This window comes from Flavobacterium sp. JAS, from assembly GCF_020991455.1.
Classification (GTDB): domain Bacteria; phylum Bacteroidota; class Bacteroidia; order Flavobacteriales; family Flavobacteriaceae; genus Flavobacterium.
This window is the reverse complement of sequence record NZ_JAJMOX010000001.1, coordinates 257772-281816: the sequence shown is the minus strand read 5'-3', so window position 1 is coordinate 281816 and position 24045 is coordinate 257772. Positions and strand designations below refer to the sequence as shown.

Annotated in this window: 20 protein-coding genes and 1 riboswitch; of the genes, 2 read left to right on the top strand and 18 right to left on the bottom strand. The window is 34.4% G+C overall.

The genetic code is table 11. From position 1 onward, the window contains the following. The first annotated feature begins 128 nt into the window (after window positions 1-128). Window positions 129-2450 carry a 5-methyltetrahydropteroyltriglutamate--homocysteine S-methyltransferase gene (gene metE, locus LPB88_RS01180; RefSeq protein ID WP_230711986.1) on the top strand — a complete coding sequence of 774 codons (2322 nt, stop codon included), beginning with the start codon at window positions 129-131 and terminating at the stop codon, window positions 2448-2450. A gap of 238 nt (window positions 2451-2688) precedes the next feature. Here metE and LPB88_RS01175 read toward each other — a convergent pair whose 3' ends face one another. Further along, entirely contained in the window at window positions 2689-3267 is a 579-nt protein-coding gene (locus LPB88_RS01175; protein WP_230711985.1) for an outer membrane beta-barrel protein, read from the bottom strand. Between the two features lie 143 nt (window positions 3268-3410). On the opposite strand from LPB88_RS01175, the gene gldA reads away from it, so the two are divergent. Next, window positions 3411-4307, top strand: a complete 897-nt coding sequence (gene gldA, locus LPB88_RS01170; RefSeq protein WP_230711984.1) for a gliding motility-associated ABC transporter ATP-binding subunit GldA — start codon at window positions 3411-3413, stop codon at window positions 4305-4307. A gap of 354 nt (window positions 4308-4661) precedes the next feature. On the opposite strand, the gene LPB88_RS01165 is transcribed toward gldA, so the two are convergent. From LPB88_RS01165 to LPB88_RS01085, 17 genes are all read right to left on the bottom strand, one after another. Continuing rightward, window positions 4662-6071: a pyridoxal-dependent decarboxylase gene (locus LPB88_RS01165; protein ID WP_230711983.1), complete on the bottom strand. Its 1410-nt coding sequence runs from the start codon at window positions 6069-6071 to the stop codon at window positions 4662-4664. Between the two features lie 109 nt (window positions 6072-6180). Then, the gene (locus LPB88_RS01160) at window positions 6181-7404 is read right to left on the bottom strand and encodes a dicarboxylate/amino acid:cation symporter (protein WP_230711982.1); all 1224 of its coding nucleotides are present in this window, start codon (window positions 7402-7404) and stop codon (window positions 6181-6183) included. A 355-nt stretch (window positions 7405-7759) separates the two neighbouring features. Beyond that, window positions 7760-8416: a class I SAM-dependent methyltransferase gene (locus tag LPB88_RS01155; RefSeq protein WP_230711981.1), complete on the bottom strand. Its 657-nt coding sequence runs from the start codon at window positions 8414-8416 to the stop codon at window positions 7760-7762. Between the two features lie 110 nt (window positions 8417-8526). After that, the gene (gene metF, locus LPB88_RS01150; RefSeq protein ID WP_230711980.1) at window positions 8527-9483 is read right to left on the bottom strand and encodes a methylenetetrahydrofolate reductase [NAD(P)H]; all 957 of its coding nucleotides are present in this window, start codon (window positions 9481-9483) and stop codon (window positions 8527-8529) included. A 171-nt stretch (window positions 9484-9654) separates the two neighbouring features. Next, a complete protein-coding gene (gene metH, locus LPB88_RS01145; RefSeq protein ID WP_230711979.1) occupies window positions 9655-12330 on the bottom strand; it encodes a methionine synthase in 2676 nt (891 codons plus the stop codon). A 211-nt stretch (window positions 12331-12541) separates the two neighbouring features. Next, window positions 12542-13189 carry a hypothetical protein gene (locus LPB88_RS01140; protein WP_132022492.1) on the bottom strand — a complete coding sequence of 216 codons (648 nt, stop codon included), beginning with the start codon at window positions 13187-13189 and terminating at the stop codon, window positions 12542-12544. A gap of 52 nt (window positions 13190-13241) precedes the next feature. Continuing rightward, a complete protein-coding gene (locus LPB88_RS01135) occupies window positions 13242-14246 on the bottom strand; it encodes a homocysteine S-methyltransferase family protein (RefSeq protein ID WP_230711978.1) in 1005 nt (334 codons plus the stop codon). Window positions 14247-14574: 328 nt separating this feature from the next. Beyond that, a riboswitch (SAM riboswitch) is annotated at window positions 14575-14689 on the bottom strand. 161 nt (window positions 14690-14850) lie between these two features. Beyond that, window positions 14851-15210 (bottom strand): TfoX/Sxy family protein, encoded by a 360-nt coding sequence (locus LPB88_RS01130; protein ID WP_230711977.1) that lies wholly within the window; start codon window positions 15208-15210, stop codon window positions 14851-14853. Window positions 15211-15256: 46 nt separating this feature from the next. Further along, window positions 15257-15550: a type II toxin-antitoxin system RelE/ParE family toxin gene (locus LPB88_RS01125; protein WP_089354621.1), complete on the bottom strand. Its 294-nt coding sequence runs from the start codon at window positions 15548-15550 to the stop codon at window positions 15257-15259. Then, window positions 15541-15768 (bottom strand): hypothetical protein, encoded by a 228-nt coding sequence (locus tag LPB88_RS01120; RefSeq protein ID WP_089354622.1) that lies wholly within the window; start codon window positions 15766-15768, stop codon window positions 15541-15543. Before LPB88_RS01120 ends, LPB88_RS01125 begins: the two co-directional genes overlap by 10 nt. 102 nt (window positions 15769-15870) lie before the next feature. Then, entirely contained in the window at window positions 15871-16923 is a 1053-nt protein-coding gene (locus LPB88_RS01115) for an NAD(P)/FAD-dependent oxidoreductase (protein WP_230711976.1), read from the bottom strand. Window positions 16924-17021: 98 nt separating this feature from the next. Further along, window positions 17022-17603 carry a bifunctional precorrin-2 dehydrogenase/sirohydrochlorin ferrochelatase gene (locus LPB88_RS01110; RefSeq protein ID WP_230711975.1) on the bottom strand — a complete coding sequence of 194 codons (582 nt, stop codon included), beginning with the start codon at window positions 17601-17603 and terminating at the stop codon, window positions 17022-17024. Between the two features lie 137 nt (window positions 17604-17740). Then, entirely contained in the window at window positions 17741-18514 is a 774-nt protein-coding gene (gene cobA, locus LPB88_RS01105) for a uroporphyrinogen-III C-methyltransferase (protein WP_230711974.1), read from the bottom strand. After that, window positions 18507-20597 carry a HEPN domain-containing protein gene (locus tag LPB88_RS01100; RefSeq protein WP_230711973.1) on the bottom strand — a complete coding sequence of 697 codons (2091 nt, stop codon included), beginning with the start codon at window positions 20595-20597 and terminating at the stop codon, window positions 18507-18509. The genes cobA and LPB88_RS01100 overlap by 8 nt, the downstream gene beginning before the upstream one ends. A 166-nt stretch (window positions 20598-20763) precedes the next feature. Continuing rightward, complete coding sequence (locus LPB88_RS01095) at window positions 20764-22008, bottom strand: sulfate adenylyltransferase subunit 1 (protein ID WP_042566296.1); 1245 nt, start codon at window positions 22006-22008, stop codon at window positions 20764-20766. Between the two features lie 151 nt (window positions 22009-22159). After that, complete coding sequence (cysD, locus tag LPB88_RS01090) at window positions 22160-23059, bottom strand: sulfate adenylyltransferase subunit CysD (RefSeq protein WP_026983843.1); 900 nt, start codon at window positions 23057-23059, stop codon at window positions 22160-22162. Between the two features lie 268 nt (window positions 23060-23327). Further along, a complete protein-coding gene (locus LPB88_RS01085; protein WP_230711972.1) occupies window positions 23328-24038 on the bottom strand; it encodes a phosphoadenylyl-sulfate reductase in 711 nt (236 codons plus the stop codon). Between the last annotated feature and the right edge of the window lie 7 nt (window positions 24039-24045).

The window sequence follows — 24045 nt, the reverse complement described above, 5'->3', positions numbered from 1 at the left end:
AAGTTTTTGTCAGTAATATAATCTTCAAAAATCAACATTTAAAAGACTATTTACTTAAATAATAATCAAATATAAGTTTTAAAATCTAATACAATAAATTTGTTCAGTAAAAAATACTGAAATAAAAAATGAAAACAAATAATTTAGGTTACCCAAGAATTGGTAGCAACAGAGAATTAAAAAAAGCTTCTGAATTGTATTGGGCTGGAAAAATTTCTGTTGATGAACTTATCGAAACCGGAAAAGATATCCGTCGTAGAAACTGGCATTTACAATCTGAAGCAGGAGTTGATTTGATTCCGTCTAATGATTTTTCTTTTTATGATCAAGTACTTGATTTAACATTGACTCTTGGAGCAATCCCGCAGCGTTACCATGAATTAGCCAAAACAAATTCGGCTATCGATTTGTACTTTGCAATGGCAAGAGGAGCGCAAAAAGACGGTCAGGATGTTGTGGCAATGGAAATGACAAAATGGTTCGATACTAACTATCATTATATTGTTCCTGAATTTACTAAGAACCAAAAATTCGAATTGTTTTCTGAAAAAATAATCGATGAATTTAAAGAGGCAAATGCTTTAAAAATTGCTACAAAACCAGTTTTAATAGGACCAATCTCTTATTTACTTTTAGGGAAAGAAAAAGAAGAAGGTTTTCACCGAATTGATCTTATTGATAAATTACTTCCGGTTTACTTCGAAATTTTCGAAAAATTACAAGCTGAAAATGTTGAATATATTCAGTTAGACGAGCCTTTCTTAGCTTTAAATTTAACTGACAAAGAAAGAAATACTTTCACAGAAGTATACAATGAAATCAATATTCGTTTCCCGAAAATCAAAATCATTTTGGCAAACTATTTTGATTGTTTTGGAGAAAACTTAGCGACAGCATTAGCTTTACCAGCTGATACTTTCCACTTAGATTTAGTGCGTTGTCCGTTACAATTAGATGATATTTTAGAATCTGGAAAATTAAGCACAACAGTAAATCTTTCTTTGGGAGTTGTTGACGGAAGAAATATCTGGAAAAATGATTTCAAAAATTCTTTAAACCTGATCAAAAAAGCAACTGATGCTTTGGGAGAAAACAGGATTTTAGTTGCGCCATCGTGCTCTTTAATTCACAGTCCTTGCGATTTAGATTTAGAAACAAACGATGCTACTTTAACTCCGGAGATTAAACAATGGTTGGCTTTTGCTAAACAAAAAATCGACGAAATTGTTTTATTAAAAAAATTAGCTTCTAATGAAATTGATACTAAAACTTCTATTGATTTTGAGCAAAATACTATCGCAAATGACAATCGTAAAACTTCAAAATTAATTCACAATAACGAAGTTAAAACACGAGTTGCTAATATTACAGCTTCTGATGATAAACGTAAAAGCACTTTTGCTACAAGACGAAAAAGTCAGATTGAAGCTTTAAACCTTCCTTTATTCCCAACTACAACTATTGGATCTTTCCCTCAAACAGCTGAAGTGAGAAGCTGGAGAGCAAAATTCAAAAAAGGAGAATTAACAACAGAACAATACAACGATTTAATCGAAAAAGAAACTGAAGCTACAATTCGTTTCCAGGAAGAAACCGGAATCGATGTTTTGGTTCACGGAGAATTCGAACGTAATGATATGGTCGAATATTTTGGGGAGCAACTAGCTGGTTTTACTTTTACAAAAAACGGATGGGTTCAAAGTTACGGAAGCCGTTGTGTAAAACCTCCGGTTATTTATGGTGATGTTTCAAGACCAAACCCAATGACGGTAAAATGGTCGAAATATGCGCAATCTCTGACTCCAAAATGGGTAAAAGGAATGCTTACAGGACCTGTAACTATTTTGCAATGGTCGTTTGTTCGTAACGATCAGTCACGTTCTGAAACTTGTACTCAGATTGCTTTAGCAATTCGTGACGAAGTTGTAGATCTTGAAAAAGCCGGAATCAAAATTATTCAAATTGATGAACCTGCAATTCGTGAAGGATTGCCTTTAAGAAAAGAAGAATGGGCAAATTATCTGGATTGGGCTGTAAAAGCGTTCCGTATTTCTGCAAGTGGCGTTCATGATGACACGCAAATTCATACACACATGTGTTACAGCGAATTCAACGATATTATCCAGAATATTGCTGATATGGATGCTGACGTTATCACAATCGAATGTTCGCGTTCGCAAATGGAACTTTTAGATGCTTTTGCCAACTTTAAATATCCAAATGAGATTGGACCTGGAGTTTATGATATTCACTCTCCTCGTGTACCATCAAGCGCCGAAATGGTTCGTTTGCTAGAGAAAGCTTCTGCTGTAATTCCGGTAGATCAATTATGGGTAAATCCGGATTGTGGTTTAAAAACACGTCATTGGGATGAAACCAAAAAAGCTTTAATAGAAATGGTTGCAGCAGCGCAGGAAATGAGAGCAGCTGTTGAAACCACCGTAAATTAATATTTTAATTAGATATATTTTGTTTTTTAGTGTCAACAAGTGGAGTCGAAATTCTTGTAGTTATGATTGTTTTCGACTTCACTAATGTTGACATTCCATGCTCTTTTTGAATTTTTACACAAAGCCGCGAAGCTGTCAAGTTTAATTTCTTGACAGCTTCGAGGCTTTGCACATATTACAAACAAAAAAAGCATCCGCCGTGGCGAATGCTTTTCTGAAATTGAATACATATTTAAGATTAGAAGTTTTTAGAAACTCCAATATTAAATGTTCTTCCAAAATTAAAATCGAAGTTTTTGTATTCTGGTCCGTTGTTGTCATAATTTAATGTATTATAACCTAAACCACCAATGTTAAAGTTTAAACCAAAACCTTTTTTCATATCGATGAAAAGAGCTGGTGTTACTCCAATGTACATACCATCAGCCTTAGCAGTTGAAGTAAGTGGTCCTGTGTACGTTTTATCTTTTGCACTTTGAAAACCAGTTCCTAATTCAGCAAAGAAAGAGAAAGTTGGATTCAAAGGAATAGTATAACGTAAAAAAGCACCTAATTTAGTTGTGTTATTTCTAACTTCATTTACTCCTTGCTCTGATTTGTTAGAACCGAAAGAAGCTTCACCTCCTACAGTCCAGTTTTCATGAAATTGGTAACCAACTTTTGGAGAAAACTCAAATTCATTCGATTTAACTTCGCTATTCCCTAAAGTTCTAGTTTGAGAAGTGTAACCAATACTACCACCTACTAAGATTGTTCCTTTTTGTGCATTTGCAAAGCTAACCATAGCCAATGCAAGAACCACTAACATTTTTTTCATTTGTATTATTTTAAATTTAATATCCCTTTAACAAGAACGATGCCGTAGCAGTTGGTTTTTATGTTTTTTTTATGAATTCTTTAAACGACAAAAATTTAGCAATCAAGCGTATTTCTATTTACTTTTGTAGCAAATAAACATTCATGTCGATAGAAGTAAACAACATATCAAAAAGTTACGGAACTCAAAAAGCTCTAAATTCAATTTCATTTTCTATTCAAAAAGGAGAAATCGTAGGATTTCTTGGTCCAAACGGAGCTGGAAAATCTACTTTAATGAAAATTTTGACCACATATTTATTGGCAGATAATGGCTCAGCCCTTGTAAACGGTCACGATGTCATGACGGATGCAAAGGCAGTTCAACGTTCCATTGGATATTTACCAGAGCATAATCCGTTGTATTTGGATTTGTATGTTCGTGAGTATTTGGCTTTTAATGCCGATGTTTATCAGGTTGCGAAATCAAGAATTGAAGAGGTTATTCAACTGACAGGACTGTCAGCCGAAAGTCATAAAAAAATTGGACAGCTGTCTAAAGGATATCGCCAGCGTGTGGGACTTGCCAACGCTTTATTGCATAATCCGGATGTTTTAATTCTGGACGAACCAACTACCGGACTGGACCCGAATCAGTTAATGGAAATTCGAAATGTAATTAAAAATGTGGGAAAAGATAAAACAGTTTTTTTATCAACTCATATCATGCAGGAAGTTGAAGCCATTTGTGATCGTGTCATAATTATTGACAAAGGAGAAATTGTTGCCGACAAAAAATTAGATCATCTGGTTTCTGAAGGTAAAGAACAAGTTATCGAAGTAGAATTTGACTATCAGATCCAAGAACAACTTTTGGCTAAACTTGAAAACATTACTTCATACAAAAATATCCATGATATGACATGGGAATTAACTTTTGTTGCCGACAAAGATATGCGTCCGGCAATATTTGATTTCGCCAACGAAAATGGATTAAAAACACTTCAATTAAATCAGAAAAACAAAAATCTGGAGGCTGTTTTCAGAGAAATTACCAAATAAGTTTTCAGTTTACAGTCTCATTTATACCTAAAACCAATTTGTTCTGTTCCAGAATGAATTGGTTTTTCCTTTACTAACAACTCGTTATCAAAGCCTTACACTTTTTTGTGAAATTTTTTATTATTTTTATTTAGACTTGATATAAATAGTATTATATTTGAAAACTGAAACTAATAGTTTTAAACACTAAAATCACTATTGATTATCATGCAGAATATTATCCTCTTTATTATCCTAATAATATTAAAATACTGGATTTAAGATCTTGGATTTTTAGTTTCCACTTTGTTTTTGTTTTTTTTTGAATAAAAGAGCCTGTTTGTAGTTAGCAGGCTCTTTTTATTTCTGCATTTCCTAAATTTCCAAATCTAAAATAGTCTCTCTTAATTCTTCGATTATGATTTTAACGTCTTGTTCAGTCGTGCGCCAATTCACAAAAGATGCTCTGATTCCTTTACGATTTTGATATACGGTTGGTGTCATAAACACTTTTCCTCTATCATTTAAAGTTGTCAAAAACTCACTTACTTTTTCCTGATTGTGATCTCCTTTCAAAGTAAAACAAACATTATTCAGACGAATTGGGGCCAGAAGTTCAAAATTACCATTTTCGATAAGTGCGTTTCCAAAAAGCATAGCCAGATGAGCACTATTTTCTATAATATCCTGAAAACCTTCTTTTCCATAAGCCAACAAAGAAAACCAAACAGGTAAAGCTCTTAGTCGTCTTGAATTTTCAGGCAATACATTTAGGTAATTAAAGTTCTCTAACGGATTTCCTAAATAAGGCGCATTTGAATTCTGAAAGGTTTCAATTTGTAAACTTGCGTGCTCTTTTTTAATCAAATAAAAAGCACTTTCATAAGGAACATTCAGCCATTTGTGACAATCAACCGTAATACTGTCTGCTTCTTCCCAACCTTCTACAAGATGTTTGTATTTCTCTGAAACTGCAGCAAATCCGCCAAAAGCAGCATCTATATGCCACCAGAATTTGTATTTATCTTTTAGTTTTGAAATAGCTGTAAAATCATCAAAATCAGCCGTATTTACCGTTCCTGCACTTGAAATCAAAATAAAAGGTTTTCCGTTTAAACTTTGAATATTTTTTTCTAAATCAGTGATATCAATTGCTTCGCGATTGCCTTCAACAGTTTTAATTGTGGTGTAATTATTACTTCCAATACCTAACATAGCCAAGCTTTTTACAGAAGAAGAATGCGGCGTAGCAGTCAAAATATTTATGGTTTCAGAAATTCCATTTTTGGCAAAGTCTTTCCCAAGTTGGTTCCCAAACCATTGTCTTGCAACTCCCAAACAGGTAAAATTTGACATTGTTGCACCCGTTACAAATCCGCCTAAAAATGATTCTGGCAAGTTCAGTAATTGCAATAATAAATTAATCGTTTCAAACTCTATCAAAGCCGAATTTCCTCCCTGCGCTTTTATCGATTGTGTATTTTGATCATAAACCGAAGACAGCCAATCTCCCACAAGAGAAGCCGGCGTAGAACCTCCGGTTACAAAACCCAAATATCTTGGTCCCGGTGAAGCAACCATTAAAGGTGCCAATCGTTCTTTAAATTCTTCTAAAGCCTTTATTGATCCTAAACCTAATTTGTTTAGTTCACGAGTCGGGTCGATCGATTCTTTTTTAGAAGTTGGAATATTTTCAAGATTATTCAAAAAATCAACTCCTTGTTGTTTTGCCTGATTAAGGATATTTTCGATATCGTTTAGATCTTTCTGAAGTATTGAATTCATATATATTATTTTATTTGCTCAATCAATAGCACAAAAAAGCCCACAGATTACACTGATCAAGCGGATTAATGCTGATTTAATTAAAATTGATGTTTGTTTTAGAAATTATTTACCACTTGGTTTTTTCAGAGAATCGCGAGACCATCATGGAGGAAATCACATCGCCGTTGGCATTTAATAAAGTAGCAATCGGGTCAACGAGAGTTCCTAAAATCATGGCAACCGGCAAAGCTTGTTCCATAGGTAATCCATAAACGGTAATGGCTAAAACTTCACCTATATAACCTCCGTTAGGAATTCCGCCTTCGACAATCGAAACTATTATTGTAATTCCCAGAGCTAAAAGTATAGTTGAAGGTTCAGTAAAATCTTTTCCAAACATGGCAAAAAGAAAAGTTATTTTTAAAATGGATGACATACTTGAACCGTCTTTGTGCAAAGGTGCGCCAAGCGGAATAACCAAATTTCTAACATGTTTTGGAATACCCATTTTTTCTGCGGCATCTAAATTTGCAGGAATAGTTGCGATACTGCTACAAGTTCCTATTGCCGTTAATGAAGGTGTAATATTGTTACTCCAGAAAACGATAAACGCTCTTTTTCCTCCAGCCAATAAAGCATATAAACTAAAAAAAATAAAGAAGTAAAGGATACAAGCTACATAATAAACACCTAATGGTTTGGCATAAACTCCAAATAATTGTGGACCGTAATAACTAACCTGATAAGCAAAATAAGCACCTAAACCTATTGGGGCTAATTTCATAATCATCGTCAAAAGCTGCTTCATGACTTCATTTCCGGAATCCAGAAAACTTTTGAAAGCATTTCCTTTCTCCCCAGATTGCAAAGTTGCAAATCCTATTAAAAATGAAAATATAATAAGCGCCAACATACTTTTTCGGGATAACAATTCGTAAAAATCATTGGTCGTTAGTAATTGAGCTATTTGATCGCCAACACTTCCGGATTGGATATTCTCCATCGGAATTTTAGTAATTATAATGTTCTCGTGAATGGGAAAAAGATAAACCGCTATAATCATAACAATAGCAGATATCAAAAGTGTCCCTAAAAAGACCGCTATCATTATGACAAATAGTCTTCCTAACTTTTCTGTTTTTTCTAAATTGGCAATAGAAGAAGTTATTGTAAAGAAAACAAGCGGAATAATTGCTGTAAAAAGCAAGTTTAAGAATATATCTCCAACAGGTTTTATAACGGCAACTTTTTCTTTAAAAACTAATCCGAAAATACTTCCAATTGTTATTCCGCCCAGAAGTAACAAGACACTGCTGTAACTTTTTAGAAAATTGATTTTTTTGACCTCCATAATTTAATCGTATTGCAATTTGGAAATATAAACGTGAAATAAAAATCAATTAAATTACTCAAAAAAAGAGCACTAAAATTATTTTTTTTAATGCCACTCCCGATAGCTATCGGGATAAAATAATTTCAAATGATTGTCTAATCTGCGTATGCAAATCAAGAGTTAAAATGTGCCTTTAGGCACTAAATATTGGTAACCACTACATCCGAAATGGATTAGCGTGCCGTAGGTACGCAACAAACCGATAACTATTGCGTACCTACGGCACGCTAAATTTATTTTAATTCATATTTTCTACCAACATTTAGTACCTAACGGCACAAAATAAAAACTTTCATTCCTTAATTGGTATTAATCAATATTTTCCTAAAACTAAAGTAGTAAAATCTCTATCGACCAATTCTCCTGTTTTACTTTTTACTTTTTCGGTTAAAGTTTCTTTGTTTATGATTTTGAAAGCAGTTTTCTCAAGTAGTTTCTCTGCTTTTTCGGTACTATAAAGTTCAAATTCATATTTGGTAAAAGGAAGTTGTTTCATAAAACTTTCTTCGGCAAAAGTGATACAAAAAACTCCTTTTGGCTGTAAAACTCTAAAGATTTCAGAAAGTAACTTTTCAGGTTCCTGCCAGAAATAAATTGTGTTTACAGTAAATATTTTATTGAAAAATGAATCTTGAAACGGAATTTCAGTTCCATCATAAAGCGAAAAGAAAGCTTGTTTTTGAGAAACAAAATTCCGGTTGATCTGGCGCGCTTCCTGAAACATTAATTCAGACATTTCAAGCCCGTAGTATTTCAGGTTTTCAGCTTGTTCGAATATAAATTCTACATGCCCCGCATTTCCGTGACCTAATTCTAAAATTGTGTTTCCTGATTCTATATGTAGATTTTGAACCGAATGGCGCGTCATATTGATGTTTGTTTCATGCATCATATTCGCCATTTCAATTCCTTTTTCTCCCGTTGGATGCTTTAGCTGAGAAGCTATTGCTTGTAATTCTTCTTGTTTCATAATCGTAAATTTACAAAATTCCAAACTTTAAATTCCAAATTCCAATCGTGGATATCTTTGTCAAAGTTTAAAACTTTGACAAAGATTATAGTTTAATAATGATGAAAATCTTAAAAAATCTGACTCGCGATTTGGCGAATATTCTCTGATTTTCCCATTGAATAATAATGCAAAACAGGAACTCCGGCAGCTTTCAATTCTAACGATTGCTGAATTGCCCATTCGATTCCCACTTGTTTGATTTCTGCATTATTCTTGCATTTATCAACAGCATCAATTAAATCTTCCGGTAAATCAATACGGAAAATCTGTGGTAAAATCTGTAAATGTCTTTGAACAGCAATTGGCTTAATTCCAGGAATAATAGGAATTGTAATGCCTATTTCTCTTGCTTTTGCCACAAATTCAAAATATTTAGTATTGTCGAAAAACATTTGTGTTACCACATAATCAGCTCCGGCATCTACTTTTTCTTTTAGTCTTTTTAAATCTGATTGTAAAGATGGAGATTCTAAATGTTTCTCCGGATATCCAGCAACACCTATACAAAAATCAGCTTTATTATCGGCATCCATAACTTCATGCAGGTATTTTCCACAGTTTAAGTTATTGATTTGCTTTACCAAATCAATAGCATAACTGTTACCGCCCGCTTTTGGCACAAAAGATTGTTCGTCTTTCATTGCATCGCCACGAAGTGCCATTACATTGTTGATTCCTAAATACTGACAATCTACCAGCATATATTCTGTTTCTTCCTGTGTAAAACCACCACAAAGCAAGTGTGGCACGGTGTCAACATTGTATTTATGTTTTATAGAAGCGCAAATTCCAAGTGTTCCCGGACGCATACGAGTTAGCTTTTTATCCAAAAGCCCGTTTCCTTTATCAATATAAATATACTCTTCACGTGAAGTAGTTACATCAATAAATGGCGGTTTAAACTCCATCAACGGATCAATATTATCGTATAATTCCTGAATACTTTTCCCTTTTTGAGGTGGAATAAGTTCAAACGAGAATAATGTATTTCCTTTGGCGTTTTCTATATGTTCTGTTACTTTCATTCTTTGAGTTATGAGTTATGAATTATGAGTTTTGAGTTTTGAGTTTTGTTCGTGTAAAAAATCTGAAATCAAAAAACGTAATCAAATAATCTTTTTTTTGAAGTTTCAAGTTTCAGGTTTCAAGTTGCTTAACGAACTTGAAACCTGAAACCTGAAACAAAAAAACTTTTCTTAATCTGCTATATTAGGGTTTAACCATTTTGCTGCGTAATCTGTTGGTACGTTACGTCGTTTGGCGTAATCTACTACTTGATCTTCTTTTATTTTTCCGAGTCCAAAATACTTACTTTTCGGATTTCCGAAGTAATATCCAGAAACTGATGATGCTGGCCACATCGCCATACTTTCCGTTAATGTTACTCCAATTTCGTCTGCGACATTCAAGAGTTTCCAGATTGTTGGTTTCTCTAAGTGATCCGGACAAGCAGGATATCCTGGTGCAGGACGAATTCCTTTGTAATTTTCTTCGATTAAATCTTCTGTCGAAAGTGATTCTTCAGCGTCATAACCCCAGAAATCCTGACGTACTTTCTCGTGAAGATATTCGGCGAAAGCCTCAGCAAAACGATCGGCTAATGCTTTTACCATAATCGAATTATAATCATCAAGATCTTTTTCAAATTCTGCTGCCCATTCGTCAACTCCAAAACCTGTTGTTACACAAAAAGCTCCAATATAATCTGTAATTCCAGAATCTTTTGGTAAGATAAAATCAGATAAAGCTATGTTTGGTGCACCTTTCGTTTTTTGTGACTGCTGACGAAGTGTTAAGAATTTCTCCAAAACTTTTCCGTTTTCATCACGCAATTCGATATCGTCATCATCAATTTGATTCGCAGGGAAAATTCCGTAAATACCTTTAGCGGTTAATTTTTTCTCTGCCAAAATCACTTTCAGCATTTCCTGAGCATCTGCAAAAACCGAAGTTGCTTCTGTTCCCACAACCTCATCCGTTAAGATCGCCGGATATTTTCCGAACAATTCCCAAGTTCTAAAAAAGGGTGTCCAGTCGATATACGGAACCAAAACATCAAGATCAACTTCAACGATTTGTTTACCAATTACTTTTGGTTTTGTAGGCGTATATTCCGCCCAGTCTAATTGTAATTTATTTTTACGTGCTTGCTCAATCGTCAGGAAGTTTTTATCTCTTGAACGATTCAAAAACGTTTCTCTAAACGCATCATAATCAGCACGAATATCGCTTGCATATATTTTTCGGTTATGATCTAATAAATTTCCTGCAACAGTAACGGCGCGCGAAGCATCGTTTACGTGAATTACAGTTTCTCTATACTGTGGAGCGATTTTTACGGCAGTATGCGCGCGCGAAGTCGTTGCTCCTCCAATCATAATCGGAATTTTAATTCCTTGTTTGTCTAATTCTTTTGCCAAATAAACCATTTCGTCAAGCGAAGGAGTGATCAGTCCGCTTAAACCAATAATGTCTACATTGTGCTCAATCGCAGCAGCAATAATTTTTTCCGGAGGCACCATAACACCAAGATCTACAATCTCGTAGTTATTACACGCCAAAACTACCGAAACAATATTTTTACCAATATCGTGAACGTCACCTTTTACGGTTGCCATCAATATTTTTCCGTTTCCTTGTTTATCTCCCGCTTGTTTGCTTGCTTCAATATATGGCAACAAATAAGCAACGGCTTTTTTCATTACACGTGCCGATTTTACTACCTGAGGCAAGAACATTTTTCCGCTTCCAAATAAATCTCCAACAACGTTCATTCCCGTCATCAAATTGATTTCGATAACTTCAATTGGTTTTGTCGCAGCAAGACGCGCTTCTTCAACATCTTCTTCAATAAAAGCATCAACTCCTTTTACTAATGAATGTGTAATACGCTCCTGAACCGTTCCTAAACGCCATTCCTGAATCGCTTTTTCATCTGATTTTACTTCGCCTTTTACGTTTTCAGCAAAATCCAAAAGTCTTTCAGTTGCATCGTCACGTCTGTTCAGAATTACGTCTTCAACGTGTTCTAATAAATCTTTTGGAATATCATCATAAATCGAAAGCATTTCCGGATTTACGATTCCCATTGTCATTCCGTTCTTGATTGCGTGGTATAAAAACACCGAGTGCATCGCTTCACGAACGTGATCATTTCCTCTAAAAGAAAACGAAACATTACTTACTCCACCACTAATATGCGCGTGAGGTAAGTTTTCGCGAACCCATTTCGTACCTCTAAAAAAGTCCAAAGCATTTAAGCGATGCTCTTCCATTCCGGTTGCAACGGGGAAAATATTCAAATCGAAAATAATATCCTGTGGAGGAAACCCAACTTTATCAACCAAAATATCATACGAACGCTGACAAATTTCGACTCTACGCTCAAAATTATCGGCCTGACCAACTTCGTCAAAAGCCATGATAATAGCCGCAGCTCCGTAACGTTTGATTAATTTGGCGTGGTGAATAAAGGCTTCTTCACCTTCTTTCAAAGAGATTGAGTTTACAACACTTTTTCCTTGTACTACTTTTAGACCCGCTTCGATGATTTCCCATTTCGAGCTGTCGATCATAATTGGCACTCTGGAGATATCCGGTTCTGATGCAATTAAATTCAAAAATTTTGTCATTGCCTGAACACCATCAAGCATTCCTTCATCCATATTAATATCGATGATTTGTGCTCCACCTTCTACTTGTTGTCTTGCAATATCAAGCGCCTCGTCATATTTCTCTTCCTTGATTAAGCGAAGGAATTTTCTTGAACCTGTAACATTTGTGCGTTCTCCAATGTTTACAAAAACACTGGTAGGCGTAATAATCAACGGTTCTAATCCTGCTAATACAAGGTCTCTTCTTTTTTCTGCCATTTTTTCTAAGTTACTAAGATCCTAAGTTGTTTAGGTTCTGAGTTTTTTTTATTCTTTGTTCTCCTGCAAGGTTTTCGAAACCTTGTAGGTATATTCGTTTTTTATAATCTTATTTTGGGCGTGTTCGCCGCGGCGAATCGGGCTATCCACTTCTATCACTCACGCGATATTCCGTTTTATGATTACTTTCTGTTTTTTAGAAGCATCTAAATTACATAGCCTTTTTCTTGATCTGCTCCAAGTACCCTGCCCAAAGCCACAATACTGGAAAGATAAATGGCCATAAATTATAATTTTCATACTTTGTGTTTATGATAAATAATAATCCACAAATGATTGAAAAAATTATTAAAAATGGTAGAAACCGCTTTTTCTCAAAAAGAGTTTTTTCTCTTTTAATTTCAATATTATATTTATTTTTATAACTGTCAATTGCATCTTCTAAATCGAAACAATATTCATTGAATGTATTAGATTTATGAAAAAACTGTGAATATGTAGAAAGTTTAATTTTTTCACTTCCTTTTAAATTAATCAATACACTAGAAATACTATTATTTGCTTGAATTCTATAACTCGATATTTCCTCAAAACAAACGATTCTTAATTTTCCTAAGCTTTCAATTTCAGTATTTTTATCTCCTATTCTAGCAATACATTGAATTTTAATCCTATTTCTATTTAACCAATAAAAAAGAAATGAAACGCTTAATGGTATTAGTATAATGATGTAGACATTAAAAATATTTCCATCGATTGAATTCATTACAGAAAACACTAAATAAAATATAAAAGGCAGGCTTATACAGAGAAATATTGATTTTATCTGATCTATATATTCAAATCTATACTCTTCCATATATTTTTTTCTTGATTATTCAACAATTTACATCTAATATCAAATGAAAACTTTACGCAAAAACCGGCGCCACTCTCGGCTTATAATCCTTTGCCACTTCCGCAATTAATCGAATATGATCCGGAGTTGTTCCGCAACAACCACCAATTATGTTGATTAAATTATCGTCTAAATATTCTTTAATAAATGCCTGAGTTTGTTCTGGTGTTTCATCATATTGTCCGAATGCGTTTGGTAAACCTGCATTTGGATGCGCCGAAACATTAAAACTAGTATGCTGTGCTAATGTTTTAAGGTATGGCTTTAACAAATCGGCCCCAAGAGCGCAATTGAAACCAACACTCAATAACGGAATATGTGATACTGAAATCAAGAATGCTTCAACCGTTTGTCCGGAAAGTGTTCTTCCTGAAGCATCGGTAATCGTTCCTGAAACCATAATCGGAATATCCAAATTACGTTCGTCTTTTACTTCTTCGATGGCAAAAAGTGCTGCTTTAGCATTCAAAGTATCAAAGATTGTTTCTACCAAAAGTAAATCGCAGCCACCATCCATTAAGGCTTCTACTTGTTGTTTGTAGGCAATTCGCAAATCATCAAACGTTACGGCTCTGTAACCCGGATCGTTTACGTCTGGAGACATACTTGCGGTTCTGTTTGTCGGGCCAATTGAACCGGCAACGAAACGTGGTTTTTCCGGATTTTTAGCTGTAAATTCATCAGCTACTTCTCGGGCAATTTTAGCCGATTCGTAGTTTAATTCGTAAACCAAGTCTTCCAGGAAATAGTCGGCCATACCGATCGTAGTTCCTGAAAAAGTGTTGGTTTCTACGATGTCTGCACCCGCTTCAAAATAAGCGGCGTGGACATCGCGGATTGCTTGTGGTTGTGTTATGGATAGTAAATCGTTGTTTCCTTTTAGGGGATGTGGAAAATCTTTGAAACGCTCTCCACGAAAATCTTCTTCGGAGAAATTATAGCGTTGCAACATTGTTCCCATTGCTCCGTCAAGGATTAGGATATTTTTTTTTATTGCTTCCTGAATTGTTATTGCCATTTTTTTTGTCTTTTAGCTTCTAAGGTTCTAAGGCACTAAGCTGCTAAGTTTTTTATTCTATTATTAAAACATACCTAACAGGTTTTGAAAACCTGTTAGGATACGCGTTTTGATTCACATTAATTCCAAAAATTCACTATTGTAAGCTAACTAGCCCCGATGGAAGCAAATATCCTTTTTATTCTGGGGTTCAGAATAAAAAGATATTGTGTACAGCGGGAACTAATGACAGCAAAAAATGCGTCAATGATTCGCTCATAATACTGAATTCAGTAAAATAGTATTGTATGTTGTCAGGAAGAGTTTTAGGAAATACTTTTATGTATTTGTGTTATCTATCTTAAATACAATGAATTTGTATTAAGTAGAATGTAGCACCTTCTTTATGATAAAGGGTTGCTAAGGTTTCATTGGGTCTTTCCCTCCGCCTTTCGTGATAACTTTCAATAATTTTAAGAACAGTGCAAAGGTATGAAATAGCCTTGCGACTTGCAAATGTTTTTTTAAGTTTCTAAGTTGCAATCCCGAAGCTTCGGGACTGAGGTTCTAAGTTTAAAATTTTAATTAGTATTTATACATTCTATACCCATTAAAATTCTGGCTGTTATTTTTTCTTGCTTGCTTTTGCAAGCGGATTAAAATCTAAACAAAGCTGTAACCAAAACTCTAAATCCTTATTTCTTTGCCAACCGTTTTCAGTGACGAAAATGTAGTTTTTCATTAGTCTTTCAGAGCTTGACATTGGTATTATATCATCTCTTTCTATTGCATCTGCATAGGCATTATCATCAATTCTGCAAAGCAAGAGATTTTCTCCCGTTTGTTTGTCAAGTCGGGTTCCACAGCACATTTTGTTGTCTACCATAAAAACAAGTCCGCCAAACATTTTCTTTTCGAAAAAGTCAGCTTCTTTATATTGTAGAAACGTTCGGATTCTTTGTGCGTTGTCTTCGTCGAAAGCCATTTTTTTTAGGTTCTGAGGTTCTGAATATCTAAGTTTAAAATTGACTTTAGTGTTTTGGCTTTTGTTTTGTTCCTCTAAAATTGATTATTTCTATAATCTTAGATTCGTTATTTATCCTATAAACCAAGTAATTATTCTTGTCTACAATAGCTTTATACAAAGACTCACTTTTTATAGATTTAGGGAATTGTTCTGGATTAAGATTAATTTGATCAATGACTTGCTGAATTTTATACTCTAAGTTTAGAATTTCTTTTGCTGTCCATTTTGCTTCCAAATAATCAACAACTTTATTAAAACCTTTAACAGCTTGCGTCGTCCATATAAGTTTTAATGCCATTTCGAAAATCTTTTCATAACCTCTTCATGACTTACAAACTCGCCCTTTTCAGCTTGATCTAAACCTATTTGAATTTCAACTTTCTCCGAATCCGATAATTCATCAAACCAATCGTTTTGATTTGCATTCAAAATCAATTCCAGTTTTTCTAAAACGCTCTCATCTTCTACCTTCACCAATTTTTGAATAAATTGATATTTTCTAGCCTCTAAATCCATGATATTCAAAATTTATGTATCACAAAGGTACGAATAAAAAAAGCTCAAACTTGATAACAAGTTTGAGCTTTACTTAATATAAAAAGCTTAGAAGCTTAAAAACTAAACTATCGCTTTAACGACCGCTTTTGGCGCTTCTTTACGAGTTCCGTCAAAACCGTCAACTCCTGAAACTGTTGTATATTTCAATACGTATTTTTTACCAGGATTAATGATTTGGTATGCCGCCTGACACATTAAAGTTGCTTCGTGGAAACCACAAAGAATTAATTTTAATTTTCCCGGATAGGTGTTAACGTCTCCAATTGCGAAGATTCCCGGAATATTAGTTTGGTAATCTAATGCGTTGTTTACTTTGATTGCATTTTTCTCGATATCTAATCCCCAGTCTGCGATTGGTCCTAATTTTGGCGTCAATCCGAAAAGTGGAATAAAGAAATCTGTTTCTATTTTTCGGTGTGCTCCGTTTTCTTCGATATCTAGTGATTCAACGTGCTCAGCACCATTGATTCCGATTACTTCTGCAGGTGTGATTAATTTGATTTTTCCAGACGTTTTTAATTCCTGTACTTTTTCTACAGAATCAAGAGCTCCTCTAAATTCATTTCTACGGTGAATCAAAGTTACTTCTGAAGCTACATTTGCCAAGAAAATACTCCAGTCTAATGCTGAATCTCCTCCTCCTGCTATTACAACTCTTTTGTCTCTGAATTTCTCCGGATTTTTGATGAAGTATTTCACTCCTTTATCTTCATAAAACTCAATATCTTCGATAAGTGGTTTACGTGGCTCAAAACTTCCTAAACCTCCTGCAATGGCAATAACTGGCGCATGAAATTTAGTTCCTTTATTTGAGGTTACGATAAAACTTCCGTCTTCTTGTTTTTCGATGGTTTCAGCTCTTTCTCCTAGTGTATAACCTGGCTCAAATTGCTTAATTTGCTCTTGTAGGTTATCAACTAAATCTCCTGCTAAAACTTCCGGGAAACCAGGAATATCATAAATAGGTTTTTTTGGATACAATTCTGAAAGTTGTCCTCCTGCTTGTGGCAAAGCATCTAAAATATGACATTTTAATTTTAATAATCCTGCCTCGAAAACGGCAAATAAACCTGTGGGTCCTGCTCCAATTATAAGTATATCTGTTTTAATCATTATGCTTGTTGTTTATAATCATTCTTAATAACACAAAGAAACGAATAATTTATTCTAATTTCAATGATTTTTATCATTTCATTTCTTTGAGAAACTTTTTACTCTTTATTTTTTAATGAATCAGTTATCTCATTCATTTTTTTAACCTTATCTTCAAAATTACCTTTCAACGTCTTTCGATATTCATTCAGGTTTTCGACCATTTTGTTGATATCATCCGGAATTACCTCTTCAAAAAACTCCCTTAGCCTTTTTGCGGTTGTTGGAGATTTTCCGTTGGTCGAAATGGCTATTTTTACATTTCCTTTCGTTACAATTCCGCCTAAATAATAATCACATAAATCCGGCGTATCGGCAATATTGCAAATCAAATAACGCTTTCGGGACAATTCGTATACCTTTTTGTTGACTTTTAAATCATCGGTACAAGCGATTACCATGTGACGTTTTTTGAGCATTTTCTTTTTGAACTTCGATTTTGTTAATGTAATCGAAGGATGTTGCTCTGCTAAAACCTTAATTTCTAAATGGAAATTTGGCGCTACAACCTCAACATTTGCATTTGGACTTGACTTTAATAAGAAAGACAACTTCTCTAAACCAACATTTCCTCCGCCCACAATCAATACATTTAGATTGTGAAGTTTTAAGAATATTGGATATAATTCATTCTGTTCCATTTTAATTTAATTTCATCTAATCAAAATTAGATGATTTATTCTTAACAGGATTAAATTCCGGTTTTAAAATCCAACGTTTACTTTGTCATCATCGGGTTGAAACCCGACGCTACAATATGAATCGTTCCTTCGAAACTTTATCGAGCGATTTCTTTTGATAGAAATTCTTCGTAAAATCCTTTTAATTTATTGCTTTCGCGAACAACGTTTCCAAGAACAATAATTGCTGGTGAACTCAGTTTTTTCTCTTTTACAATTCCTATAATAGAATCTACTGTTCCAACTCCTACTTTCTCATCAGAAGTTGTTCCGTTTTGAATGATCGCTACGGGCAAATCGCCTTTGTTTTCCTTTTGAAATAAATCGATAATTTGAGGCAATTTGTGCATTCCCATCAAAATAACAACCGTTGCAGAAGATTGAGCTGCCAAAGCCACATCTGAAGATAATTTTCTATCAGAGGTTGTTCCTGTAATCGCCCAAAAACTTTCTGAAACTCCTCTTTTTGTAATCGAAATTCCCTGACTTGCCGGAACTGCAACTACCGAAGATATTCCAGGAACTACAACTGTCTCAATTCCGAAGCTTTCAATAAATTCTATTTCTTCGCTTCCACGTCCAAAAATAAACGGATCTCCACCTTTTAAACGCACTACATTTCCGTACGTTAAAGCATTATCAACAATCAATTGATTGATTTGATCTTGCGTATAAGCGTGATTTCCTATCTTTTTTCCAACAAAAATCTTGATGGCATTTTTAGGAGCGTGAGCTAATATTTCTTCATTCGCCAATGCATCGTATAAAACCACATTTGCTTCAGCAAGTGCTTTTACACCTTTCAGCGTAAGCAAATCCGGATCGCTGGGACCTGCACCAACTAAAGTTACTTTAGGTTTGATATTAAGCATTTGCTAATTCTTGAGCTCTATATTTTTCTATTGTATCAAAAAATGCAATTCCTTCCTGAATGTATTGTTTTGCAAACGCTTCTGAAGGCTCTGTTTGATTAATTTGATATACCAACTCTCTAAATGTTGTTGGTAATTCGATTTTAGATGTTGTAATGAAAACAGTATCAAATAAATCTACAATTCCAGCGTGATTATTAGTTTTTTCGTTTTCTGCAAGCAATAATGCTTTTGCTCCATTTACAAATCCTGCATAAGCATGGTAAATTGCATCTGACCATTTTCCTTTGTCGAAAGATTCTTGTGCGAATGTCAATTTGTCTTTGGCTTCTAATAATAAAGTAGCAACCAAATCAATTACAACTCCGGCACATTCTCCAACTCCAACTGCTTTTACATAATTATCTGCGTTACCCCAGTCTACGAAATCAGCTTCTGTTAGATTCGTTACATCTGCGAAAGGTTTTAAGATTTCATAGAAATATTTCTCTCCTTTTAGATCGTAGTAGTTTAAGAATTTTTCTCCGTTTGCATTTTTGTCAAAATCATTTAAGATTGTACGCAATGCATCTGGTCCTCTACGGCTTGGGATTTTGATTACTTTATCTGCAAAACGTCCTGCACCATTTCCTAATCTTCCTCCGCCTAATAATACCTGTAAAGCCGGAGCTACTAATTTTCCTGAATTGATTGACATTCCCTGAAAACCAATTGCTGACATATTATGCTGTCCGCAAGCATTCATACAACCAGAAATTTTAATTTCAATTTCCTGATTGTTTAAGTACTGTGGATATTCTGCATTTAAAACTTTTTCAAGTTCTTCTGCAATTCCGGTACTACTTGCAATCCCCAAGTTGCAAGTATCTGTACCCGGACATGCTGTAATATCTGCTGTAGAATTATATCCTAAATGAACAAAGTCCAGCTTAGCTAATTCCTGATAAAAGAAAGGTAAATTCTCTTCTTTTACGTGACGTATTACAATATTTTGACGCAATGAAAAACGTAATTCATTTGCTGCATAATTTTTAATTAAAGCGGCTAATAATCTCGCTTTATCGGTATAAAAATCTCCCAATAAAACTTTGATTCCGATCGCGTAATAACCTGCTTGTTTTTGAGCAATTACATTCGATTTTTTCCAGGCTTCATAAGCTGCGGTATCTTCGATTGCAACTTTTGGAACTTCTAACAAAGGCTCTGCAATTGGTCCTTCAAAAGCGGTTGTGTCAATTTCGTATGTTTCAAAAGCGATTGCTTTTTTCTCTTTTTCAACTAAATCAAGGAAAACATCTCTTCCCATTTCTTTGATTAAGAATTTCATACGTGCTTTCATTCTTTTTGCACGCTCACCATATCTGTCAAAAATACGAATGATTCCTTCTGCTGTTGGAATGATTTCGTTTGCAGGTACAAATTCTGAAAGTAATTCAGCATGTGCTGGCTGAGATCCTAAACCTCCACCAAACATGATTTTGAAACCACGAACGCCATCAACAATCTTCGGAATAAATCCTAAATCGTGCAAATAACTCAAAGCGGTATCTTCATCAGATGATGAGAACGAAATTTTAAATTTACGTCCCATTTCCTGACAAATCGGATTTCTTAATAAATATTGAAATAAAGCGTGTGCGTAAGGCGAAACATCAAATGGTTCGTTAACGTCTACACCAGCCAATTCGCTTCCTGTAATATTTCGAACGGTGTTTCCACAAGCTTCACGCAACGTCACATCGTCTTTTGCCAGATTTGCCCAAAGTTCCGGAGTTCTATCTAAACTCACATAGTGAATCTGAATATCCTGACGTGTTGTAATATGCAAACGTCCGGTAGAATATTCATCAGAAACTTTAGTAATACGTACTAATTGCTCGCTGGTTACTTTACCATAAGGCAATTTAATACGAATCATTTGAACGCCTTCCTGACGTTGTCCGTAAATTCCACGTGCTAAACGAAGACTACGAAAACGCTCATCATCAATTTTTCCTCCACGGAATAAATGAATCTTTTTTTCTAAATCGATAATTTCTTTCTGAACTATCGGATTTTCTATTTCTGTTCTAAAACTTTCCATTTTATTTCTGGCTTTAGGCTTTAAGCTGTAGGCTATAAGCTTTTTTAACTTTGTGTTTTCTTGCTTCAGGCTTTAGGCAATAAGCTGTAGGCTTTCTTGCGTACCTTGTTATACGTTTTTTTGCTAAAAGCTTACAGCCTAAAGCTTATTGCTTACAGCAGTGAAACTAGCGAATGAATCCTACTCCTGCTGTTGTATTCGTTGCTGTATCAATTAAGATGAAAGCTCCGTTTGATTTATTATCGTTATAGGCATCAAAATATAAAGGCTTGCTTAATTTGATGGTTACTTCTCCAATTTCGTTGATCGCTAATTGCGAAGCTTCTTTTGTTCCTGAATAATCGGTTGAGATTGTATTTTTGATACTTTCTACTTTTGCTAAAACCGAGTTTGTGTTGTGCTGTACAATATATTTTGTACCCGCAACCAGTTTTTTACTGTCCATCCAACAAACTGTTGTTGTGATTTCTTTTTCAATTTTTGGAAGTTCAGATGATTTTACAATCATATCGCCTCTTGTAACATTGATATCATTTTCTAATTCGATTGTGATAGAAGAACCTGCAACGGCTTCGTCAAATGTTTTATCGAAAAAATGAATTTTTGAAACTTTTGATTCTGTTAAGGAAGGAAGAACCGTAACAGCATCTCCAACTTTAATGGAGTTTCCGTATAATTTTCCTGCGTAACCTCTAAAATCGTGGTATTCTTCAGTTTTTGGACGAATCACAGTCTGAACCGGAAAACGTGCTTTTCCTGCTTCAAAAACATCTGAAGAATGCAATCCTTCTAAATGTTCCAGAACAGTTTGTCCATCATACCAAGTCATATTCTCCGATTTATCAACTACATTTCCACCGTTGATAGCACTTAACGGAATATAACTTACGTTTTGCTCTTTAAATGTGCTTTTAGCATTTAATGCCTGGAAATCGGCTTTGATTTTATTGAAAACTTCTTCAGAATAATCAACTAAATCCATTTTGTTTATCGCAACAATTACCTCTTTTACTCTCAATAAATTATTGATAAAAAAGTGACGATAAGTCTGCTCAATTACACCTTTTCTGGCATCGATTAAAATAATAGAAACCTGAGAAGTCGAAGCTCCTGTAACCATGTTTCTTGTGTATTCTACGTGACCTGGAGTATCTGCAATAATGTAACTTTTCTTTGCAGTCGAAAAATAGATATGAGCAACATCAATTGTGATTCCTTGTTCTCTCTCTGCTACTAAACCATCAGTTGCCAATGAAAAATCAAGATAGTCGTAACCTTTTTGTTTACTGCTTTTTTCGATTGCTTCAATTTTATCTGTAGTCAATGATTTTGTATCATACAATAATCTTCCGATTAAAGTACTTTTTCCGTCATCTACACTTCCTGCTGTTGCTATTTTTAAAACTTCCATTCTTGTAATTTTGTTTCAGGTTTAAAAATTTTGTTTCAAGTTTCACGTTTGCTTCCCTTTCAACTAAATTTAAATCTGTATGTTTTTTGTTTTTCTGATTTTGACTTTAACTACGTTCCGAATTGCATTAATAATTCATAACTCATAATTATTAAAAATACCCTTGTTGTTTTCTTTTCTCCATTGCAGCTTCAGAACGTTTGTCATCGATTCTGGCTCCTCTTTCAGAAATAGTCGAAGTTCTGATTTCTCCAACAACTTCCTGGATTGTTGCTGCATACGATTCAACAGCAGCTGTACAACTCATATCTCCAACGGTTCTGAAGCGAACAATTCTTTCTTCGATTTGTTCGTCTTCTTCCTGATACACAAAAGGAGAATGTGACCAGATTAAACCGTCTCTCAAAAAAACTTTTCTTTTATGTGAAAAATAGATTGATGGAATCTCGATGTGTTCTTTCTCGATATAACTCCAAACATCTAATTCTGTCCAGTTTGAAATTGGGAAAACACGAACGTTTTGACCATTTTCTATTTTTCCGTTCAAAATATCAAACAATTCTGGACGCTGATTTTTTTCATCCCATTGACCAAAATCGTCACGAACTGAAAAAATACGTTCTTTTGCTCTTGCTTTTTCTTCATCACGACGCGCACCACCAATACAAGCATCAAACTTAAATTCTTCGATAGCATCTAAAAGTGTTGTTGTCTGTAAGCTGTTTCTACTAGAATATTTCCCAGTTTCTTCAACTACTTTTCCTTCATCAATAGCATCCTGAACATTACGAACGATTAACTCTAATCCTAATTCTTCAACCAATTTATCTCTGAAAGCAATTGTTTCAGGAAAATTATGTCCCGTATCAACGTGCAAAAGAGGAAACGGAATTTTTGCAGGGAAAAAGGCTTTTTGCGCCAAACGTACTAATGTTATAGAATCTTTTCCTCCTGAGAAAAGTAAAACCGGTTTGTCAAACTGTGAAATTACTTCTCTGAAAATGTATATCGCTTCACTCTCTAAAGCGTTTGTTTTTAATACTGAACTCATTTGATATTTTGTTTAATGCTTGACAGTTTTTTTTAGTTTTAGATCGCTGTGAGTTTAATCTAAAACCTATAAACTATCGTTATTCTGTGTTTTTTGTTTGTTGCTTTTTTCAACGTTTGATCTCGAAAATTCAAGACGTTGCGATCATTAATCTCCATCGGATCGAAACCCGATGCTATAATTTAAATCTTCATCGGGTTGAAACCCGACGCTACAATATAAATCGTTCCTCCGGAACTTAAAATCTATATTCTTGACTCTTTCATCTTTATTCTTTTTTGGCGCTATGCAACCCACATTCCTTATGACTTGATTCCCACCACCATCTTCCGGCTCTGATATCTTCTCCTGGAAAAATTGCTCTCGTACAAGGCGCACATCCAATACTTACGAAACCTTTTTTGTGCAAAGCATTTTGAGGAACATTTTTTTCTGATAAATAGGCTTCAACTTCTTCTAAAGACCACTTTAATAATGGATTGAATTTGATGATTTCAAAACCTCCGTCGTATTCAAACAAATTCAAATCATGCCTATTCTCCGATTGTTCTGCTCTTAGACCTGTAATCCAAACTGAGTTTCCTGCCAAAGCTTTTCTTAAAGGAACAACTTTTCGGATGAAACAACATTCTTTTCTGTTTTCTACTGAATCGTAAAAGCTATTTGGTCCTTTTTGTTTCAATAAATTTTCTACTGCCGTAGCTTCAGGAAAATAAACCTCAATTTGTTTTTTATACTTTTTTAATGTTTTATGAAAAACATCGTAAGTCTCCTGAAATAATCTTCCGGTATCTAAAGTAAAGATGGTAATATCCGTATTACTTTTTGCAATAAAATCTGTAATTACCTGATCTTCCTGACCAAAAGAAGTCGAAAAAATCACTTTCCCCGGATATTCTTTAGCTAAAAAAACTAATGTTTCGTCAAGCGAAAAATCTTTCGTTTTATCTAATAATGATTGTATAATTGTCGCACTCATATTCTCT

What these genes read in the sequence shown, in the direction of transcription:
- LPB88_RS01095 (WP_042566296.1), bottom strand. Translation starts at nt 22,008, where the DNA reads ATGGAAGTTTTAAAAATAGCAACAGCAGGAAGTGTAGATGACGGAAAA.
- LPB88_RS01165 (WP_230711983.1), bottom strand. Translation starts at nt 6,071, where the DNA reads ATGAATTCAATACTTCAGAAAGATCTAAACGATATCGAAAATATCCTT.
- LPB88_RS01120 (WP_089354622.1), bottom strand. Translation starts at nt 15,768, where the DNA reads ATGGATTTAGAGGCTAGAAAATATCAATTTATTCAAAAATTGGTGAAG.
- LPB88_RS01160 (WP_230711982.1), bottom strand. Translation starts at nt 7,404, where the DNA reads ATGGAGGTCAAAAAAATCAATTTTCTAAAAAGTTACAGCAGTGTCTTG.
- LPB88_RS01100 (WP_230711973.1), bottom strand. Translation starts at nt 20,597, where the DNA reads ATGGAAAGTTTTAGAACAGAAATAGAAAATCCGATAGTTCAGAAAGAA.
- LPB88_RS01085 (WP_230711972.1), bottom strand. Translation starts at nt 24,038, where the DNA reads ATGAGTGCGACAATTATACAATCATTATTAGATAAAACGAAAGATTTT.
- cysD (WP_026983843.1), bottom strand. Translation starts at nt 23,059, where the DNA reads ATGAGTTCAGTATTAAAAACAAACGCTTTAGAGAGTGAAGCGATATAC.
- LPB88_RS01125 (WP_089354621.1), bottom strand. Translation starts at nt 15,550, where the DNA reads ATGGCATTAAAACTTATATGGACGACGCAAGCTGTTAAAGGTTTTAAT.
- LPB88_RS01135 (WP_230711978.1), bottom strand. Translation starts at nt 14,246, where the DNA reads ATGGCAATAACAATTCAGGAAGCAATAAAAAAAAATATCCTAATCCTT.
- metF (WP_230711980.1), bottom strand. Translation starts at nt 9,483, where the DNA reads ATGAAAGTAACAGAACATATAGAAAACGCCAAAGGAAATACATTATTC.
- gldA (WP_230711984.1), top strand. Translation starts at nt 3,411, where the DNA reads ATGTCGATAGAAGTAAACAACATATCAAAAAGTTACGGAACTCAAAAA.
- cobA (WP_230711974.1), bottom strand. Translation starts at nt 18,514, where the DNA reads ATGCTTAATATCAAACCTAAAGTAACTTTAGTTGGTGCAGGTCCCAGC.
- metH (WP_230711979.1), bottom strand. Translation starts at nt 12,330, where the DNA reads ATGGCAGAAAAAAGAAGAGACCTTGTATTAGCAGGATTAGAACCGTTG.
- LPB88_RS01110 (WP_230711975.1), bottom strand. Translation starts at nt 17,603, where the DNA reads ATGGAACAGAATGAATTATATCCAATATTCTTAAAACTTCACAATCTA.
- LPB88_RS01115 (WP_230711976.1), bottom strand. Translation starts at nt 16,923, where the DNA reads ATGATTAAAACAGATATACTTATAATTGGAGCAGGACCCACAGGTTTA.
- LPB88_RS01175 (WP_230711985.1), bottom strand. Translation starts at nt 3,267, where the DNA reads ATGAAAAAAATGTTAGTGGTTCTTGCATTGGCTATGGTTAGCTTTGCA.
- LPB88_RS01140 (WP_132022492.1), bottom strand. Translation starts at nt 13,189, where the DNA reads ATGGAAGAGTATAGATTTGAATATATAGATCAGATAAAATCAATATTT.
- metE (WP_230711986.1), top strand. Translation starts at nt 129, where the DNA reads ATGAAAACAAATAATTTAGGTTACCCAAGAATTGGTAGCAACAGAGAA.
- LPB88_RS01130 (WP_230711977.1), bottom strand. Translation starts at nt 15,210, where the DNA reads ATGGCTTTCGACGAAGACAACGCACAAAGAATCCGAACGTTTCTACAA.
- LPB88_RS01155 (WP_230711981.1), bottom strand. Translation starts at nt 8,416, where the DNA reads ATGAAACAAGAAGAATTACAAGCAATAGCTTCTCAGCTAAAGCATCCA.